Here is a 15,091-nt window from a genome sequence, read left to right as displayed (position 1 = left end):
CAGGGTTGACTGTCAATTTCAGGTCCAGGGAGGACAAAAAGATGAGTGACAACAAATTACAGACGCAGGCATTACACAATCGTGGCTTTACACTGATAGAGCTGATGATGGTGGTAGCCATCATTGGTATTCTGGCATCGGTGGCATTGCCTGCCTATCAGGGGTATGCCGCCAGGGCCAAGTTTGCAGAACTCGTCACAGCAGCCACACCGGCAAAAACAGCGGTTGACCTGTGCGTTCAATCGCGTGGCGCCGATAGCTGTAGCGGCATCGAGGCGCAGCCGGGATGGTCGGTGTCAGACGAAGTGGATTCGGTGGCAATTGCGCTGACTGACGACACGTTTCGGGTCACCGTAACACCGACAGGCTCATACGCCGGCATCGCCGTCACGGATACCTATGTCCTCAGCGGAGAGGTCAGTGGTGGCTCGGTGGTCTGGTCAGAGGACGCGGAGTCTGGATGCCTGGCCAGTGGTTTGTGTTGAGGTTTTTTGATACATTAGCGCCTCAAGAACAGATACAGATACCGTTAAGCCAGCATTAAGGCCGATAGCACTATCCTGACATCGTAGCTTTGAAGCAGTATCTGATTAACAGATGTGGGCACCAGAAGGTGTCGGAGTAGAAACGTATGAATAGAATCAGAGTGTCCATGATGTCCGCGGCCATATCAGCCATTGTGGCTTGCACCGCCGCAGCGCAACCGAAGACTATTGAAGATGGTGTTTACACAGTAGAGCAGGCTGACGCCGGTCAGGAATTGTTCGAACAACGTTGTTCGTCCTGCCACAACGCAGACTTTTATCGTGGCACATTTTCCAATCGAAACAATCAGCCTCTGGCCTATCTGTTCGAAGAGATTCTGGTCACCATGCCAGCTGATCTGCCAGGCTCGATGATGGATTCGGAATACGAATCCATTCTCGCCCATATCCTGCAGCTTACGGGCTACCCTGCCGGTGACGCGCCACTGGACTACGCCAGCGGTACCATGCACACCGTCAATATCGTCCCGCCCAAGGATTGAGCCAGGGCTGACACCGACGCCTACCAAAGGCGCTCAAAGCGCATGGACAGGTCTATCGCCTTGAGGTCTTTGGTCAGTGCTCCGATGGATATAAAATCCACGCCGGTCTCTGCAATTTCCACCAGTCGCTGGCGGGTTATGCCGCCAGACGCTTCCAGTTTTCTGCGGGCATCGCCAAGAACAAGATTCTGGCGCACGGCTTCGTGCATATCGGCAATGCTGAAGTTGTCGAGCATGATGATATCGACACCCGCATCCAGCGCTTCACTGAGTTCGGCAAAGGACTCCACTTCCACCTCGACCGGTTTGTCCGGCGCCAGCTTCCTGGCCTTGGCCACTGCCTGCCTGATACCACCGCAGGCGCTGATGTGATTTTCCTTGATCAGAAACGCATCAAAGAGTCCCATGCGATGATTGCTGCAACCGCCCACGGCAACTGCATATTTCTGGGCAGTTCGCAGGCCGGGAATGGTCTTGCGGGTATCGAGCAGGCGGCAGGATGTGTGTGAAATCAGGCTGGCATATTGCCGACTGAGTGTTGCCGTGCCAGACAGGGTCTGCAGGAAATTGAGCATGCAGCGCTCTGCGCTGAGCAACACGCGGGCTGAACCGGTAAAGCGCGCAATGATCTGATCGGCTGAGGCCTCCGTGCCTTCGCCAGACAGCCATTGCAACGTGATATTGCTGTCACCCAGTTGTCTGATGACCTCTTCTGCCCAGGGAATACCGCAGATGACTGCCGTCTCGCGGCAGATGATACTGGCGCTGGCCATGGTGTCGGGTTCGATTAGTGCGGCGGTAATGTCGCCGCTGCCGATATCTTCTTCAAGGGCGCCTGCCACGGTATGTGCAATGTCGCCGGGCAGGTCTGGTTTAATATTCATGGCTGAATTCACTGTTGTTAAAGGGTAAGGGCACTCAGTAACGGGTTCAGGGTAGAGTTCGCAGTGTCAGGGTATCTGCCCGTTGCGTGAATTCAACCTGGCGCAGGGCACTCATGCCAAGCAGCACGGTGTCTCCCTGCATCCCGGGATTGATACTGGCGCGAACATCATACAGCGTGATATCACCGAGATGAAGCGTCGGAATGGTGGTGCTGTACACCGTCACCAGGCCGTTCGCAGTCATTGCGCGCATGGCCTGGCCGGGTTGCAGGCCGGCGCTTTCAGCGAGCTGAGCGGGGATGACGACATCGGTGGCGCCGGTGTCGAGCAGAAAGGTCGCGGGCTCACCGCTAATGTCGCCTCCCATGACGTAGTGGCCCTGGCGGTTTCGCTGCAGCACCAGTTCCATTCCGCCACTTTGCATCAGTCGGGTGTCGGGGCGTTGATTGGGATTAAATTGCTGCTCTAGCATGTCATCAAAAAACAGGGTCAGTAAACCAATGCCAAGTGCAAAACTGATGACCAGCATACCCACGCCAGCGTGTCGGCCGGGTCTTTGTTGCTGCTGTGATCGTTCTCGTGGTGATTGCGGTTGCTTGTCGCTCATATCTCTGGCTTCGGTGCTATACTCAAAGCCGACTTTAGCACATCAGCGAGGTGATCTGCTTGACTCGGAAACACTGGCTACCCAAGGCCCGGCACGTGGCATCACCCAATTTCAGTGAGCGGCCCGAAGGCATCACGATAGACCTGTTGGTTATTCACAATATCAGTCTTCCGCCAGGCAAGTTTGGTGGCAGCTGGATCGATGACCTGTTCTGCAATTGCCTGGACTCAAATGCACATCCCTATTTTCGCGAAATTGCTGAGCTTCGTGTGTCGGCGCATGCGTTGATAGATCGCAATGGCAACGTCACTCAGTATGTTGGCTTCGACAAGAAAGCCTGGCACGCTGGTCAGTCCAGTTATGACGGGCGCCAGCAATGCAATGACTTCTCTATTGGCATTGAGCTGGAAGGCTGTGATGATCAATCATTCACTGACGCGCAATACAGTACCCTGGCCGAGCTCACGCGCCACCTGCTGGAAGCTTATCCGGCCATGACGCCTGACAGGATTGTAGGGCACAGTGATATCGCACCGGGCCGTAAAACAGATCCCGGGCCCTGTTTTGACTGGCGCCGTTATCAGAAGGCCCTGACATGATTTTTGTACCTGCGTTTCCTGCCTGTTGGTCAATCATTACAGCGACGCGCTCATCACTAAGCATGGGAGCCGAGAATGCTGAATATGACGTACAGGCCTTGTGGCGGCTGGAGGCCCTGCGAGACCTGGTTCCGCAAAGGCAGGGCATCGGGGTTGTCGCGGTCGCGCTGACAATTCTTGTAGTTAAACTACAAGACGTGCTGGCGGGACTTGAAATGCAGGCTCTTAAAGGGTGCTATTTAGCACGTCATGTAATTTAATTACAAATATTGTCGTCAGAATCGGTTTCTGCCACACTCGACGACAGTTTGTCACAACTGTAATCACTACATAATCAAAACCACACAATAGAATTGACGCTTATGACCGATCATCAGGAAGACTTTAATCCCGCCGAAACCGAAGAATGGCTTGAGGCACTGGGATCCGTAATTGACCACGAAGGCGCTGATCGCGCCAATTACCTGCTTGGCCGCCTGTCAGACAAGGCCTCCAGAACGACATTGCAGGTGTCCGGATCATCGATAACCACGCCTTACCGCAATACGATCCCGCCGCAGGAAGAGGATCGCATGCCAGGCGATATGTTCATGGAGCGCCAGATCCGCGGTTTTATCCGCTGGAACGCGCTGGCCATGGTCATGCGAGCCAATCTGGACAACTCCGAGCTGGGCGGTCATATCTCCACGTTCTCCTCGTCGGCTACACTTTATGACGTTGCATTTAACTATTTCTTCCGTGGTCCAACGGAAAACCATGGTGGCGATCTGATCTATTTTCAGGGGCACTCGGCGCCAGGCATTTACGCTCGCTCCTATCTGGAAGGGCGCATCACTGAAGATCAGTTAGACAAATTCCGTCGTGAAGTTAATGGCGATGGTCTGTCATCGTACCCGCATCCCTGGTTGATGCCGGACTACTGGCAGTTTCCCACTGTATCCATGGGGCTGGGGCCATTGCAGGCCATCTACCAGGCGCATGTGATGAAGTATCTGTCCAGCCGTGAATTGCTGGAGCAAGGTGACCGTAAAGTCTGGGCCTTTCTGGGTGACGGCGAGATGGATGAGCCGGAATCACTCGGTGCGATCGGCAAGGCAGGTCGTGAGAAACTGGATAACCTGATTTTTGTGATCAACTGTAACCTGCAGCGCCTCGATGGGCCGGTGCGTGGTAATGGCAAAATCATTCAGGAACTGGAAGGTATCTTCCGCGGTGCCGGCTGGAATGTTATCAAGGTCATCTGGGGACGTCACTGGGATACTCTGCTGGCAAATGACAAAGACGGACTCCTGCAGGCTCGCATGGACGAAGTTGTTGATGGCGAGTACCAGAACTACTGGGGTCGTGGTGGCGCTTACACGCGTGAGCATTTCTTCGGCAAGAGCCCGGAGTTGCTTAAGATGGTCGAACACCTGTCTGACGATGACATCATGGCGCTCAACCGTGGCGGGCATGATCCATTCAAGATGTATGCAGCCTACGCGGAAGCGATGAATACCAAGGGCAAGCCCACGGTTATTCTGGCCAAGACCGTCAAAGGTTATGCCTTTGGTGATGGCGCCGAGGCGCAAAACGCATCGCACCAGACCAAGAAACTTAACGTCGAAGGCCTCAAGCGTTTCCGCGATCGTTTCAATATCCCGATTCCGGACGATCAGCTGGAATCCGTGCCTTACTACCGGCCGGAAGAAGACAGTCTGGAAATGCGCTACATGCGCAAGATGCGAGAGGCACTGGGTGGCGCGGTGCCGCAGCGCCGAGCGCAGAGTTATTCGTTACCAACACCGGATATCAGCGCCTTTGATGCGCAGCTTAAAGGTACGGGTGATCGTGAAGTATCCACTACCATGGCGTTTGTAAGAATCCTGAACACGCTGTGCAAAGACAAGGAAATCGGCCATCGTATTGTGCCGATTGTGCCTGATGAAGCGCGAACATTTGGCATGGAAGGCATGTTCAGACAACTGGGTATCTACTCATCCGTTGGTCAGCTGTATGATCCCGCCGATTCCAATCAGGTCATGTATTACCGCGAAGACAAGACCGGTCAGATGCTGGAAGAAGGCATCAGTGAAGCGGGTGCATTCTCGTCCTGGCTGGCAGCGGCAACATCCTACAGCGTCAACGATTTCCCGCTGATTCCGTTCTACATCTATTACTCGATGTTTGGTTTCCAGCGCATTGGTGATCTGGCCTGGGCAGCAGGCGACTCACAGGCGAGGGGTTTCCTGATTGGTGCCACGGCCGGTCGTACAACGCTGAATGGTGAAGGCCTGCAGCACCAGGATGGCCACAGCCATCTGCTGGCGTCGACGATCCCCAACTGCGTTACCTACGACCCGACTTATTCCTATGAACTGGCAGTGATCATTAACGATGGTCTGCGCCGGATGTATCAGGACAAGGAGTCGGTTTACTACTACATCACGACCATGAATGAAAATTACACCCATCCGGAAATGCCAAAAGGTGTTGAAAAGGACATCCTCAAGGGCATGTACCTTCTGGAAGACGGCACCGCAAAAGAATACAAAACCACTGGCAAAGCGGTGAGTGATCAACGTGTTCGCCTGCTGGGTTGTGGCACCATTTTGCGTGAAGTACGCGAAGCGGCGACCATTCTGCGCGAGCGCTACAAAGTGATTGTTGATGTCTGGAGTGTGACCAGTTTCAATGAACTGCGTCGCGATGGCATGGATGTCAGTCGCTGGAACATGTTGCACCCTGGCAAGAAAGCCAAAGTGCCTTATGTCACCAAATGTCTGGAAGGGCAGGAAGGACCGGTAATTGCGGCAACCGATTACATGCGTATTTACGCCGACCAGGTTCGTGAATATGTACCAGCCGCTTACCGGGTTCTGGGTACGGACGGTTTCGGTCGCAGCGACACGCGACAGCAGTTGCGTCGCTTCTTTGAAGTGGACCGCGGTTATATCGTGGTGGCGGCACTGACCGAACTGGTAGCCAAAGGCATCGTCAATGCTGATGTAGTGACCAAGGCAATCAAGGAACTGGGGATAGACCCTGACAAACCCAATCCGCTGTTGGTGTGATACACAACAAAAACTGAAACGAATAACAGTTCAGGAGCATGTAAGGTGCCTGTAGAAAGTATAAAAGTACCCGATCTGGGGGATACCAAAGACGTCGAAGTTATCGAGATCCTGGTTAAGGAAGGCGATAGCGTGCAGGAGAATGATTCCCTGCTGGTGTTGGAAAGTGATAAAGCCGCCATGGAAATCCCGTCACCGCGCAGCGGCGTGATCAAGAAGATCATCGTCAAAGTCGGTGATGAGGTGAACAAGGGCGACGAGATCTTCAGTTTTGAAGTAGAAGAAAGTGAGCAGGCTGAAGATACATCTGACAAAGGCTCGAGCGCTGACGCCAAAAAAGAAAAGGCGGACACCAAGACAGATAAAAATTCTGATAAAAAGTCGGAACAAAAGCCCGAACAGAAGCCGGAACAGAAGTCCGAAGGCAAAACCGGCGAAAAGTCCGTAGAACTGATTCGCGTTCCCGATATCGGTGGCGACAGTGACGTTGAAGTCATCGAGATACATGTTGCTGAAGGCGATGAAGTCAAAGCCGAAGACACCCTGATGACACTTGAGTCCGACAAGGCGGCGATGGATGTGCCATCGCCTGCCTCCGGCATAGTGAAGTCTCTGAAGATCAAAGTGGGTGACAAGGTCTCTAAGGATTCACCGATCCTGGAAATGGAGGTTGTATCATCGTCTGACGGCTCTGCTGCCGCCAGTGGTGGTGACACCGCGGCGAAAGCAGAGAAAGACGAACCTGCACAAGAATCCGATTCAGCCAAACTGGATGATAAACGTCTGGCCAAAAAACAGGCTGAATTTGCCGAGACTGCGTCCCAGCGAACGGACAGCAAGGTGTATGCGGGTCCGGCAGTGCGTAAGCTGGCGCGTGAGCTGGGCGTCGACCTGACACTGGTAGAGGGCAGCGGCAACAAAGGCCGTGTGCAGAAAGAAGACCTGCAGAATTTTGTCAAATCCCGACTGCAGGGTCCGGCGACAGCCGGCGCAGCGGGCGGATCCGGCATTCCGGCGATTCCGGATATCGACTTCAGCCAGTTCGGTGAAGTTGAAGAGAAGCCCATGAGCAAGCTGCATAAAGTGACGGCAGCGAATATGCATCGGAACTGGCTCAATGTGCCTGCGGTGGCGCAATTCAATGAAGCCGATGTCACCGGGCTGGAAGAGTTCCGGAATGCTCAGCGCAAAGAGTCTGACAAGCGCGGGGTTAAGCTGACGCCGTTGCCCTTTATGCTCAAAGCCTGTGCCAAAGTGCTGGACGAGTACAAGCAGTTCAATGTTTCCCTGCATTCGTCGGGTGAAACGCTGATACAGAAAAAATATATTCATATCGGCGTGGCGGTTGCCACCGAAGCCGGGCTTGTTGTTCCTGTGATCCGCAATGTGGATCAGAAGAACATCTGGCAGATCGCGGCAGAGCTGACGGAAATGACTGACAAAGCCAAAAACCGTCGTCTGAGCAAGGAAGACATGCAGGGAGCCTGTTTCACCATATCGAGTCTCGGTGCCATCGGCGGTACGTCGTTCACGCCAATCGTGAATGCTCCGGAAGTGGGTATTCTGGGCATATCCAAGACTCAGGTTAAACCGGTTTATATCAACAACGAATTTGTACCACGTCAGATGCTGCCATTTGTGTTGTGTTATGACCATCGTGCAGTCAATGGCGTCGATGCGGGTCTGTTTGTCACGCGTCTGGCAGAAATATTGTCCGATATTCGTTTGCTGATGATGTAAAGGTTGACGAGTTAGCGTCTGGATGAGCTAAAGCGCATACAAAAAAGGCCGGAGAGCAAACAATGCTCCCCGGCCTTTTTTGTACCACTGTTTTCAGGTCATGCAATCGAGCCTGACTTAGTCAGTACGACCTGCTGCCTCGCGTGCAACCCCCAGCGTTTCTGCTGTGCCGCCTGCGATGCCTGCATCACCCCAGTAGCCGACTGTCGGCATCAGGAAACCCTGTTCCAGTCGTGACGCGACATCACGCGCGTTGGTGGTAATACCACAGGGGACATCATACTGCAGACACAGTTGCAGAACGCTATCAATGGCCGCCTGCACCTCAGCGTGATTGCTGGGCAGGCCCATGGACATGCCCAGGTCAGCCGGGCCAACAAATATGGCACTGACGCCTGGCACCTGAATAATTGCTTCGGCATTTTCAACACCCTTTGCTGATTCAATCTGAATGAACGAGATTAACTCACCGCGCTCATTCAATGGCCAGACGTCGGCGCGCTGTACATAATCTGGTGCGCCCCAGTACCAGGCAGATACCCCCGGAGAGGCTCCACGCAGCCCTTGAGGTTCCGCAATCTCGGAACCGCGTGGCTGTGGGTAGCGCATCGCACGGACGGCACGCTCGGCTTCTTCGGCAGTCTCTACGTAGGGGAACATGATACCAAAGGCACCAATGTCCAACACCTGCTTGACCAGCCACTCCGGATCATTACGGCCGTTGGCGGGGATCCGCACGATCGGCGTGGTTCGCATCTGGGCGTGGCCCTGGCTGGCAATGGCGGCTTTATCGGTCAGGCCTAACAGGAATGCCTGCAGTGCTTCCATGTCGTGCGCGGTATGTTCCATATCGATGAGGATATAGTCGAGACCAGAGCGCGCCAGACCGCGGGCATTGGCCATTGAGAAATTACCGGTAAACAGACCAAAGACCGGGTCACCGTTCTCCAGTGTCTGAATGCTTCGATTCAGTCGCACGTCATCCTGTGCCATCGCAGGGGCAGCAGCCAGACCAACTACGGTCAGCACCGAAAACAATGCCGAAAGACATGTCTTTTTCATGATTGATATTCCTTAATGTTACAGCTGTAAAGGTTTGTAATAACTTGTAATGAAAATCATTTTCATTAAAGGTGTCGCTCGCAGAGTAAACCAACATGAGAATTTTTACAATTGTGGAAAGTCGGGATGGTCAGACAGAGACGTCTGCCGGGATCAGACAACAGGAAAGTAGAAGCGACCCGCTTCTGTTACCACATGGCGAATCTCACAGCCATACGCTCGTGTCAGTGCAGCGTCGGTGAGGACTTCCTGCTGAGCCCCCAGCAGGTAGTGACCGTCGCCGAACAACAGCAGGACCTGATCGCAGAAGCGAGCAGCGAGATTGATATCATGCGTGGCCATAATCAGGCCACTTCCCTCACGCTCGACGGTGTCAGCCAGCAGTTTCAGGGTTCGTATCTGGAATGAAATGTCCAGGTGGTTGCTTGGCTCATCCAGAAGGTACAGACGTGGCGCCTGAGTAAGCAGGCTGGCTATGGCAAGTCGTTGCCGTTCGCCGCCTGATAAGGTGCTGACGTCACGATGGGCAGCGTTCTCCAGGCCGACGGTTTTTAATGCACTGTCGGCGAGTGCAAAGTCTTTTGCACTTTCCCAGCGCCAGGCCTGTAAATGTGGCAACCGGCCCAGCATGACGGTTTCATGCACTGAAGACGGCATGTCGTCGTGATTGTCCTGAAACAGAATGCCAACTGTTTTTGCCAGCTCGGCCCGAGACCAGTGAGTCAGTGTGCGACCGTCGATTTCGATACGGCTAGCATCCGCCGGACAAAGCTTCAGTAGTGAGTGCAGCAGTGTGGTTTTACCACTGCCGTTCTGTCCCAGTACTGCCAGCCGCTGGCCGGCTGTGACAGACAGGTCAAGTTGATCGCACAGAGTGCGCTTGCCAATGCTCAGGCTCAATTGCCGGGTTTGCACAATGGGGGCCGTCATGTTGTTCGCGCCCCCCGGTGCAGAATAAACAGAAAGGCAGGCACACCGATCATCGCCGTCAGCACACCAACAGGCAACTGTTGTGGAGCAACGATGGTGCGGGCGAGGCTGTCAGCGAGTAGCAGAAAGCTGCCGCCGAGCATGACGGAACACGGAACCAGCCAACGGTGGTCGCGGGCTCCCAGCAGTCGCAACATATGAGGAATGACCAGTCCAACAAAACCGACAGACCCTGCCACGGTAACGGCTGTGGCCGTCAGTATGGAGGCACTGAAATACAAAATCAGTTTCAGTCGCCAGACGTTGACTCCCAGCGCGGCAGCCATAAGTTCACCGCGCGCCAGCGCATTCAGTGCGCGAGCCTGACTCAGGATAAGGATTACACCTGCCAGCAATAGTAGAAAATGCCAGGCATCGGTCCGACTCTGGCTGAGGTCTCCCATCAACCAGAACAGCATGCTCTGCACATTGTTGCTGGTACTGGTGGTCAGCATGACATTAATCACGGCGCCCCAGCCGGCCGAGACCACCACCCCGGTCAACAGCAGTCGCGTGGCCGACCATTGCTGTCGGCCTGCCAGGCCAAACACAAGAAACACGGACAACAGTGCGCCGGCGAATGCCGCCTGCGTAATCCAGATACCTGCCACACCGAGCAGGATCGCAGCCAGCGCACCGACCGCTGCGCCGCCGGAGACGCCAAGAATATACGGGTCGGCCAGCGGATTGCGCAGAAGCACCTGCATGACGACGCCTGACAGCGCCAGCAGACCACCGGTGACAAAGGCAGCCACGGCCCGCGGCAGTCTGAGTTCCCACAAGATCTGTTGTTCGATACCGGGTGTCGGGTCCAGCAGCTGCTGCCAGATCACACCGACCGGCACAGGCACGCTGCCGCTGCTCAATGCCACCACAACACTGATCACTAACAATGCTGTCAGTGCTGACAGCAGCGTGTATTGCCGAAACGGTGTCACTGCCGGATGATGCTCCTGTGGCTTGGCTATTTGTCGGGCTTGGCTAATTACAGGACTTTGCTATTCATCAAGCGTTGCCATGATGAATGAGAAATCAAACCATCAGGGTTTGATGCTGACTATGCCCGCAAAGCCTGCGATTCTATCACACGCATCTGCTGCAACACTGACTGGTTGACCGGGCAGGGCAGGTGTTGTTGTGCTGCCAGGTTGCAGAGGTAGCCGTTCAGGTGATCAATTTCAGTTGCACGGCCTCGCCGTATATCCTGCAACGTTGATGACACGTTGTCTGCGGTCACGGTCAGCACATGCTGTACCTGCGCGCTCAGGTCAGGCATGGCCGGCGCACCGGCGATTTCTGGCAGCAGCTGGCTGATTTCGTTGCATAGCGCGGTGAGCGTTTGCCTGGCATCGGGGAGGTGCAACAACTCGCCATTGCGACAGTCATGAATAACGGTCAACGCGTTAATGGCGCAATTGATGGCCAGCTTGCGCCAGAGGCGGTCGCCGATATTGTTGTCAATCCTGATGTTAAGCTGCTGAGCTGGCAGCATATCAAGCAGGCGCTGCAGTGGCGCCGGTGTCTCCGCGCTGGCTGGCGCAAGCTGCCCCAGCCAGGTGTCACCGTCACCGGCATGCACCACGTTGAATGGTTCCCGCAACCAGGCGCCCTGACTGGTGGACAGGCAGAAAACACGCGCGGTGCCATATAAACGGCTGAGTTCCTGTTGCACTTTGAGCCCGTTCTGCAGCAGCACGAGTCGAGAATCAGGTGCCAGTTGCGAAGACACACTGGCAATGGCAGCCATGGTGTCCTGCGCCTTGGTAGCGACCAGCAGATTGTTGATGACATCGGTGGTAGTGCCCGAATCGTGACAGACCGTGCGTGCGGGGACGTTCAAGGATTGCGGCAGGTCGCTGCATGTAATGTGGCCGGGATAGCTTGATAATGCTGCCCGGTTGCGCAACAACAGGGTCACTGGGGCGCCGGTGTGTGCTTCCGGCACTGACCGGGAATGCATGGCGCAGGCCCACAGGCAGCCCATCGCGCCGGCGCCCAGTATATGCCAGCGTGTGGGCGTTGGTATCGGTTTATCCGTCAGGGTCATGGTGATAGTATAGGCGCCATTGTCGGGTGCTGTCTGCGCCGCGTGTAGAAATTCTTAAAGATGAGGGTTGGCCATGCCATCGTTCGATATTGTATCCGAAGTTGAGTTACCTGAAGTTCGCAATGCCGTTGATCAGGCCAGCCGCGAAGTAGGCACCCGGTTTGATTTCAAGGGTGTTGATGCCAGTTTTGAATTGAGTGAAGCCGAGATCACCGTGGCAGCGGAGTCAGACTTCCAGATTCAGCAGATGATGGAAATTCTCAAAGCCAAGCTGGTCAAACGTGGCGTTGATATCAAGAGCATGGAAGAGGGCGATATTGTCGAGACTGGCAAAAAAGCCACCATGAAAGTGGTTATCAAACAGGGTATCGAAGCCGACATGGCGCGCAAAATTGTCAAAATGATCAAAGATAAAAAAATGAAGGTTCAGACGGCCATTCAGGGCGAGAAGCTCAGAGTGACAGGTAAAAAGCGTGATGATCTGCAAGAAGTGATTGCCATGCTGCGGGAAGCCAAACTCGACATTCCACTGCAATTTGACAACTTCCGGGACTGATTTTTGCTCCCCGGCCGCGTTAACAGCTTTCGCGAATCCCTGCTGACGCTGCGAGACCGGCGGTTTGTTGCTATTTTCCTGCTCGGTTTTTCCAGTGGTTTTCCCTGGGTGTTGCACGGCTCCGTGCTCACGCTCTGGATGCAGTCATCAGGCCTGTCTCGCTCCGCCATTGGCTATATAGGCGCCGTCGCGACTGTCTATGCCATCAACTGGATGTGGGCGCCCTTCGTCGACAGGCTTCGTCTGCCGCTGTTATACAGAGTGTTTGGTCAGCGCCGGTCCTGGATTCTGCTGACACAGGCTTTTATCGTGTGTTCCATTTTGCTGCTAAGCATGGGAGACCCGCAACAGAATCTGATGCTGGTCAGTCTGTGTGCACTCAGCGTCGCCCTGTTTTCGGCGACGCAGGATATAGCGGTGGATGCCTACCGAATCAATATATTCACAAAGCAGGAAATGGACGCCAAAATGCCATTTGCGGCCGCCGTGACCACCACGGGCTGGTGGGCCGGGTATGGATTTATCGGCGGTGCGCTGGCGCTGGCACTGGGCGGGGAAACCATCGGAATGACATGGCCCGATGTGTATCGTGTGCTGGCGTTGCTGTATATCGGGCTGATGGTCTGCGTGGCGCTGGTCAGGGAGCCTGACGTAGAAGGTAGCGCCGCATCCGCAACGGTGGCTGCTGCTGAGACGGCCGGTGACTGGCAAGCGCTGGAGGCGTCAGGTGTAGGTTCCGACCGCGGCTCTAAGCCCGGTTCTGATAGTGCAGAAGACGAACTGAGCCCGTTTGCCAAAGTCAGGTCGTGGTTCAGAACCTTGCTGATCGAACCGTTTCGGGAGTTTTTCCAGCGTTGCGGCTGGAAGCTGGCTGTTTCCATTTTTGCGCTGTTGATTCTGTTTCGGCTCGGCGATGCCATGCTGGGCCGCATGTCGTTGGTGTTTTATGTTGAGATCGGTTTTAGCCGCGACGAGATAGCGTTTTATACCAAGTTCTTCGGCGGCTTGATGACGGCGTTTTTCTGCCTTGCCGGTGCCCTGATCAATACCCGTTTTGGCGTGCTCCGTGGCCTGTTTGTGGGTGGTATCGCCATGGGTGCGGCAAACTGCATGTTCGCCATCATTGCGCTTGTCGGGCCCAGTGTGCCGTTGTTGCTGATGACCCTGGTGGTGGACAACTTCACCGCTGCCTTTGCCACAGTTGCGTTTATCTCGTTTATTTCCTATTTCACCAGCCGCACCTATACCGGAACCCAGTATGCCCTGATGGCATCGGTTTCCAACTTCGGACGCACCACTCTGGCGGCCAGCAGTGGTTTTCTGGTTGACTCGCTGGGCGGCAACTGGGCGCTGTTCTTTGTCCTCACCGGCGCCATGGTGATCCCGGGTCTGTTAATGTTATGGTACATCGGCAGGCAGGTCGAAGAGTACCGGGGTCGACAACTCGACTGAGTGCACCGGACCAGACAGTCTCCACGGTTTAGCCAACTTGTAATGACGGGAAATGATATGCCATTGCCTTTACTCGCCTTTATTATTATCCCCATCGCCGAACTGCTGTTGCTATTCGAGGTAGCAGACCTGATTGGTGGTCTGGCCACGCTCGGGTTGGTTATCGTGACTGCGTTCGTTGGCATTAATGTATTGCGAATCCAGGGTTTCAGCACGCTGACCCGGGCCAATCAGCGCATGGCGGGCGGCGAGCTGCCGGGCCTGGAAATCGTTGAAGGCCTGTTACTTGCGTTTGCCGGCGCTCTGTTGCTGACGCCTGGGCTGATCACTGACACCATCGGTTTTGCGTTATTGACGCCACCCGTGCGGCGCCGTCTGGCGGGCCGCATGATCCGTAATGGCAGCCGTTTCTTTGTCGGTGGGATGCGCGGGCAGGGCTCTACTTTCAGTGGCGGCTTTACCGGTTTTGGCGCTGGCCCGAATCGGGCCGGAGGCGACACCATTGATGGCGAAATCGTTGATCGTGACGGTGACAGCCCGCATGACAAGCTCTCCGGCGAAGATGACGGCAAGCAGCCCTGATTATCTCACGCCCATACGTCTGGCCTGAGGCATGGGCAACCACTGTCGGCAAATGCAGGCGAAGTGAATTTTTTTTCCACCGGCCATTGAAATTCGCTGTCTGAACCCCATTTACGCAGACACAAGCAGTTAATGAGTTTTGCTGCCCGGTGAATGCCGGGCAGCGTTTCGTCCATCATCACTTTAGATGTTAAGTCAGGAGTATACGAATAATGAAGATTCGACCTTTGCAAGACCGTGTTGTCGTGCGCCGCAAGGAAGAAGAGACCAAGACCGCCGGTGGCATCGTACTGCCAGGCTCGGCAGCTGAAAAGCCCGCTCAGGGTGAAGTGCTGGCAGTCGGCCCGGGCCGGATCATGGATAACGGTGACAAGCGTCCGATAGACCTGAAGGTCGGTGACACGGTGGTATTTGGCAAGTATGCCAGCAATACCGTCAAAGTAGACGACGAAGAGCTGCTCATTCTGAGCGAAAACGAAATTTTCGGTGTGATTGAAGGCTGATAAGCCGCTC

Annotated in this window: 16 protein-coding genes; 10 read left to right on the top strand and 6 right to left on the bottom strand. The window is 54.9% G+C overall.

Going from position 1 to position 15,091, the window contains the following annotated elements:
• The first annotated feature begins 41 nt into the window (after positions 1-41).
• Positions 42-485, top strand: a complete 444-nt coding sequence (locus PHACT_RS14855) for a pilin (RefSeq protein WP_070119063.1) — start codon at positions 42-44, stop codon at positions 483-485.
• A 146-nt stretch (positions 486-631) separates the two neighbouring features.
• On the top strand, positions 632-1,027 hold the full coding sequence (locus PHACT_RS14850) for a c-type cytochrome (protein ID WP_139141593.1): 396 nt from the start codon (positions 632-634) through the stop codon (positions 1,025-1,027).
• Between the two features lie 20 nt (positions 1,028-1,047).
• On the opposite strand, the gene nadC is transcribed toward PHACT_RS14850, so the two are convergent.
• Both nadC and PHACT_RS14840 read right to left on the bottom strand, forming a co-directional pair.
• The gene (nadC, locus tag PHACT_RS14845; RefSeq protein WP_070119061.1) at positions 1,048-1,911 is read right to left on the bottom strand and encodes a carboxylating nicotinate-nucleotide diphosphorylase; all 864 of its coding nucleotides are present in this window, start codon (positions 1,909-1,911) and stop codon (positions 1,048-1,050) included.
• Between the two features lie 46 nt (positions 1,912-1,957).
• Complete coding sequence (locus PHACT_RS14840; protein ID WP_070119060.1) at positions 1,958-2,518, bottom strand: retropepsin-like aspartic protease family protein; 561 nt, start codon at positions 2,516-2,518, stop codon at positions 1,958-1,960.
• Positions 2,519-2,568: 50 nt separating this feature from the next.
• Between PHACT_RS14840 and ampD the strand changes: the two genes are divergently transcribed.
• From ampD to aceF, 4 genes are all read left to right on the top strand, one after another.
• Complete coding sequence (ampD, locus tag PHACT_RS14835) at positions 2,569-3,117, top strand: 1,6-anhydro-N-acetylmuramyl-L-alanine amidase AmpD (protein ID WP_317622295.1); 549 nt, start codon at positions 2,569-2,571, stop codon at positions 3,115-3,117.
• Positions 3,114-3,377, top strand: coding sequence for a hypothetical protein (locus tag PHACT_RS14830; RefSeq protein WP_070119058.1), 264 nt, complete (start codon positions 3,114-3,116; stop codon positions 3,375-3,377). Before ampD ends, PHACT_RS14830 begins: the two co-directional genes overlap by 4 nt.
• Before the next feature lie 102 nt (positions 3,378-3,479).
• Positions 3,480-6,170 (top strand): pyruvate dehydrogenase (acetyl-transferring), homodimeric type, encoded by a 2,691-nt coding sequence (aceE, locus tag PHACT_RS14825; protein WP_070119057.1) that lies wholly within the window; start codon positions 3,480-3,482, stop codon positions 6,168-6,170.
• Positions 6,171-6,215: 45 nt separating this feature from the next.
• Entirely contained in the window at positions 6,216-7,910 is a 1,695-nt protein-coding gene (gene aceF / locus PHACT_RS14820; RefSeq protein WP_070119056.1) for a dihydrolipoyllysine-residue acetyltransferase, read from the top strand.
• A gap of 117 nt (positions 7,911-8,027) precedes the next feature.
• Here the strand turns inward: aceF and PHACT_RS14815 are convergent, their stop codons facing one another.
• From PHACT_RS14815 to PHACT_RS14800, 4 genes are all read right to left on the bottom strand, one after another.
• Positions 8,028-8,972: an HpcH/HpaI aldolase family protein gene (locus PHACT_RS14815; RefSeq protein ID WP_070119055.1), complete on the bottom strand. Its 945-nt coding sequence runs from the start codon at positions 8,970-8,972 to the stop codon at positions 8,028-8,030.
• Positions 8,973-9,125: 153 nt separating this feature from the next.
• The gene (locus tag PHACT_RS14810) at positions 9,126-9,902 is read right to left on the bottom strand and encodes an ABC transporter ATP-binding protein (protein ID WP_070119054.1); all 777 of its coding nucleotides are present in this window, start codon (positions 9,900-9,902) and stop codon (positions 9,126-9,128) included.
• A complete protein-coding gene (locus tag PHACT_RS14805; RefSeq protein ID WP_245730825.1) occupies positions 9,899-10,879 on the bottom strand; it encodes a FecCD family ABC transporter permease in 981 nt (326 codons plus the stop codon). The genes PHACT_RS14810 and PHACT_RS14805 overlap by 4 nt, the downstream gene beginning before the upstream one ends.
• 119 nt (positions 10,880-10,998) lie before the next feature.
• Positions 10,999-11,988, bottom strand: a complete 990-nt coding sequence (locus tag PHACT_RS14800) for a 2-dehydropantoate 2-reductase (protein WP_070119053.1) — start codon at positions 11,986-11,988, stop codon at positions 10,999-11,001.
• 73 nt (positions 11,989-12,061) lie between these two features.
• On the opposite strand from PHACT_RS14800, the gene PHACT_RS14795 reads away from it, so the two are divergent.
• The 4 genes from PHACT_RS14795 (at position 12,062) to PHACT_RS14780 (ending at position 15,081) form a co-directional block, all read left to right on the top strand.
• Complete coding sequence (locus tag PHACT_RS14795) at positions 12,062-12,544, top strand: YajQ family cyclic di-GMP-binding protein (protein ID WP_070119052.1); 483 nt, start codon at positions 12,062-12,064, stop codon at positions 12,542-12,544.
• Between the two features lie 3 nt (positions 12,545-12,547).
• Positions 12,548-13,996: an AmpG family muropeptide MFS transporter gene (locus PHACT_RS14790; protein WP_070119051.1), complete on the top strand. Its 1,449-nt coding sequence runs from the start codon at positions 12,548-12,550 to the stop codon at positions 13,994-13,996.
• 57 nt (positions 13,997-14,053) lie between these two features.
• The gene (locus PHACT_RS14785) at positions 14,054-14,578 is read left to right on the top strand and encodes an FxsA family protein (RefSeq protein ID WP_070119050.1); all 525 of its coding nucleotides are present in this window, start codon (positions 14,054-14,056) and stop codon (positions 14,576-14,578) included.
• A gap of 212 nt (positions 14,579-14,790) precedes the next feature.
• Positions 14,791-15,081, top strand: a complete 291-nt coding sequence (locus PHACT_RS14780) for a co-chaperone GroES (protein ID WP_070119049.1) — start codon at positions 14,791-14,793, stop codon at positions 15,079-15,081.
• Positions 15,082-15,091: the final 10 nt, after the last annotated feature.

The sequence above is a fragment of the Pseudohongiella acticola genome (assembly GCF_001758195.1).
GTDB lineage: Bacteria > Pseudomonadota > Gammaproteobacteria > Pseudomonadales > Pseudohongiellaceae > Pseudohongiella > Pseudohongiella acticola.
The sequence above is the reverse complement of the archived record's forward strand: the minus strand, read 5'-3'. Positions and strand labels throughout refer to the sequence as shown.

Bases quoted from the DNA above. Each gene is read 5' to 3' on its own strand.
- PHACT_RS14855 (WP_070119063.1), top strand. From the start codon at position 42: ATGAGTGACAACAAATTACAGACGCAGGCATTACACAATCGTGGCTTT.
- PHACT_RS14850 (WP_139141593.1), top strand. From the start codon at position 632: ATGAATAGAATCAGAGTGTCCATGATGTCCGCGGCCATATCAGCCATT.
- nadC (WP_070119061.1), bottom strand. From the start codon at position 1,911: ATGAATATTAAACCAGACCTGCCCGGCGACATTGCACATACCGTGGCA.
- PHACT_RS14840 (WP_070119060.1), bottom strand. From the start codon at position 2,518: ATGAGCGACAAGCAACCGCAATCACCACGAGAACGATCACAGCAGCAA.
- PHACT_RS14830 (WP_070119058.1), top strand. From the start codon at position 3,114: ATGATTTTTGTACCTGCGTTTCCTGCCTGTTGGTCAATCATTACAGCG.
- aceE (WP_070119057.1), top strand. From the start codon at position 3,480: ATGACCGATCATCAGGAAGACTTTAATCCCGCCGAAACCGAAGAATGG.
- PHACT_RS14815 (WP_070119055.1), bottom strand. From the start codon at position 8,972: ATGAAAAAGACATGTCTTTCGGCATTGTTTTCGGTGCTGACCGTAGTT.
- PHACT_RS14810 (WP_070119054.1), bottom strand. From the start codon at position 9,902: ATGACGGCCCCCATTGTGCAAACCCGGCAATTGAGCCTGAGCATTGGC.
- PHACT_RS14800 (WP_070119053.1), bottom strand. From the start codon at position 11,988: ATGACCCTGACGGATAAACCGATACCAACGCCCACACGCTGGCATATA.
- PHACT_RS14795 (WP_070119052.1), top strand. From the start codon at position 12,062: ATGCCATCGTTCGATATTGTATCCGAAGTTGAGTTACCTGAAGTTCGC.
- PHACT_RS14785 (WP_070119050.1), top strand. From the start codon at position 14,054: ATGCCATTGCCTTTACTCGCCTTTATTATTATCCCCATCGCCGAACTG.
- PHACT_RS14780 (WP_070119049.1), top strand. From the start codon at position 14,791: ATGAAGATTCGACCTTTGCAAGACCGTGTTGTCGTGCGCCGCAAGGAA.